Raw genomic sequence first — 2,840 nt, forward strand, 5'->3', positions numbered from 1 at the left:
GCGTACTCGAAATCCAACCTCAGCATCTGCTGTCTTGCCGAGACGATCCTTACCTTTTTAGTGGTCATCCTTTTTTCCGAAGTGACAAGCCCATTCTCTATGCCTTTGGAATCAAGCAATTCCGTTACGAGTACCCCTTCGCCGTCGTCTCCAATGACAGCCGCCAATTCCACTTCGCACCCTAACCGGGCAAGGTTGTGAGCGACGTTACCGGCCCCTCCAAGACCATTGCGGCAGGAACTGATTTCGACGACAGGGATAGGAGCCTCAGGCGATATCCTTTCCGTAATACCCTCGTAGGTCTGGTCCAGGATGAGATCACCAACTACCAGTATCCTTGAACCGGAAAAACCTCTTCCGAGTATCTCCCGGGCGCTTTCTTTCGAGGTCACCTCAATCGCCCTCCCCAAATAAGTATCCACCATTTTTCTCCAAAAGGTTGACGTATCTTTCGACGGATCCCTCCAGGGTCGAAAAATCTTCAAGGAAGCCAGCGGACCTCAGTTTGGAAAGGTCGGCCTCGGTAAAACTCTGGTACTTTCTCTTCAAGTCTTCGGGGAAGGGGATAAATTCCACCTGGCCTTTCCCCAGAGAATCGATGACCGAATTTGCCAATTCCAGGAAGGAACACGACTTGCCTGTCCCGCAATTAAAAATGCCGGACTTTTCACCATGCTCAAGGAAGAAGAGGTTGACCCTGACGGCATCCTCGACGGGGAGGAAATCCCTTCGCTGTTCTCCCGGGCCGAAGCCGCCGGATCCCTCGAAGAGACCGACAGAACCCTTAGCGGCAATATTATTGAAGGCATGGAAAACAATAGATGCCATGCGGCCCTTGTGCATCTCCTGGGGACCGAAAACGTTGAAATACCTGAGCCCAACCACCTGGGACCTTGCAAAGGGGAGGACACGCCTGACATGATTGTCGAAAAGGAGTTTCGAAAAAGCATACAAGTTTAGGGGAAATTCGCACTCCGGCTCCTCTTTGAACCCCCTCTTCCCCGACCCGTAGACCGAAGCGGAGGAAGCGTAGATAAACTGGAAGCCTCTGGAAGCGGCGTAATCCAACAGTACCCTGGAGTATCGGTAATTATTGTCGACCATGTAGTCCCCGTCGACGTTCAGGGTGTCCGAACACGCTCCCTGGTGGAACAGGGCCCGAATACGCTTCCCCTCGAAAGCCCCGTGCCTGACCAGCTCCCTGAAGGCTGCCCTGTCGATCAGGTCGGAGAATTTTAAACCCCTTAGATTCTTGTACTTCTCCGTCTTGCCCATATGGTCGACGACCAGGATGTCGTGGAAGCCAACCCTATTCAGTCCGGCAATAAGATTACTGCCAATAAACCCGGCCCCCCCGGTGACAATGATCAAGGGAGGTCACCCCCCGGGCTTGCCGGAGTCTCTCCGAAGATCAGTTCTTCGACAATCTGGCAGAGTGCGTGCTCCACGGCAAGATGCACGTTCTGTATTACCGCTGTTTTTTCTGAATCGATCTCTATGGCGACGTCGGTCAATTCACCGATTGTCCCTCCCTGGCGCGTCAGCGCTATGGTTTTTACCTCCATCTTTTTTGCCACCCTGACAGCTCTTTTGATATTCTCGGAACTCCCGCTGGTGCTGATGCCCATGAGCACGTCCCCGGGCCGCCCCAGGGCCTGTACCTGGCGAACGAATACGTCCTCGAAACAGTAATCGTTGCAGAAAGCCGTAAGGAATGAGGAGTCCGTGGTGAGAGCAAGAGCCGGCAAGGCCGGGCGCTCCCTCTCGCCGGTAAGCCGGCAAACGAACTCGGCGGCCATATGCTGGCAGTCCGCGGCGCTCCCCCCGTTGCCGCAGAGCATCAGTTTACCACCCGCTTTTATTGAATCCACTATCAGGAAAGCCGCATCCAGGATGGAGCCACCTCCTCGGAGGAGTAGCTTTTTCAGCGCCTCTGCTGTCTCGAAAAACGATGCCGAAACCATCCCTTTCAGACGGCCATCCAGGCCGGGGTCCATCCTCTCAAGCACCATCTTCCTCTCCCTCGACCCATTTTTGTATGACCTCGGCGGCTCCAACGATGCTATCCGCCACCGCATCCCAAACAGGGTTTCCTTCCATTTCCGTCCGCAGGCCGTAACCGGTCCTCACCAGGATCCCTTTTGACCCTATCGTCCGGGCCAGTTCCATATCGGACCTCTTGTCGCCTACGACAAAAGACCTGGACAGGCTTATACCCAGATCCTTCGCGGCCTTTAAGGCCAGGTCGGGTTTTGGCTTCCGGCAATCGCAACCTTCCCATGGGGCATGAGGGCAGTGATAAACCCCGTCCAGTCTTGCGCCGCTTTTTTCCAAAAGCTGGACCATTCTCCTCAACACTTTTTTGTAGCTCTCCTCATTGAACAGCCCTCTGCCAATTCCCGACTGGTTTGTAAGAACAACGATCTTCAGCCCCATCAAGGACATTCTTATTATCGCTTCCGCCGCGGCGTCGACGAGGACCACATCATCGGGTTCGAAAACAAAACCTTTCTCCTCTATTATCACTCCATCCCTATCGAGGAAGACGGCCCGGTTCTTACTCCATGACCAGCTCTTCCGTTGACCTGGGTGGGTTTGATTCATTCCCTTTCAACCCTTCCGGTAAAACCCAGGAAATACCAGAAAATACAGGCAAACTTGAATCGATCTGAAAAAACATCCCCCGCGAGGCCTAAAAAGTGATGGGAAAGTATAGAAACGGAAACCGCGATCCAGAACCAGCGTCTTCCACCCTTTTCTTTGGATAAAATAAGGGCCCTATATGCTGAAAACAGGAAGAGAGCGACTACGGCCACGGCGGTAGGGATGCCGCCGTAAAC

5 protein-coding genes are annotated in these 2,840 nt (G+C 53.7%); all 5 read right to left on the minus strand.

Annotated features, from left to right (window positions below; all coding sequences use genetic code 11):
- Positions 1 to 392 (minus strand): hypothetical protein (locus tag GX108_03905; protein NLO56183.1); only part of this gene is annotated, 392 nt, incomplete at its 3' end.
- Position 393: 1 nt separating this feature from the next.
- Positions 394 to 1,371, minus strand: coding sequence for an ADP-glyceromanno-heptose 6-epimerase (gene rfaD / locus GX108_03910; protein ID NLO56184.1), 978 nt, complete (start codon positions 1,369 to 1,371; stop codon positions 394 to 396).
- Positions 1,368 to 1,964 (minus strand): SIS domain-containing protein, encoded by a 597-nt coding sequence (locus tag GX108_03915; protein NLO56185.1) that lies wholly within the window; start codon positions 1,962 to 1,964, stop codon positions 1,368 to 1,370. Before GX108_03915 ends, rfaD begins: the two co-directional genes overlap by 4 nt.
- Positions 1,965 to 2,001: 37 nt before the next feature.
- The gene (locus GX108_03920) at positions 2,002 to 2,604 is read right to left on the minus strand and encodes an HAD family hydrolase (protein ID NLO56186.1); all 603 of its coding nucleotides are present in this window, start codon (positions 2,602 to 2,604) and stop codon (positions 2,002 to 2,004) included.
- Positions 2,601 to 2,816, minus strand: a complete 216-nt coding sequence (locus tag GX108_03925) for a hypothetical protein (GenBank protein ID NLO56187.1) — start codon at positions 2,814 to 2,816, stop codon at positions 2,601 to 2,603. Before GX108_03925 ends, GX108_03920 begins: the two co-directional genes overlap by 4 nt.
- Positions 2,817 to 2,840: the final 24 nt, after the last annotated feature.

Origin of the sequence: Thermovirga sp. (assembly GCA_012523215.1) — a bacterium.
Classification (GTDB): Bacteria; Synergistota; Synergistia; order Synergistales; family Thermovirgaceae; genus 58-81.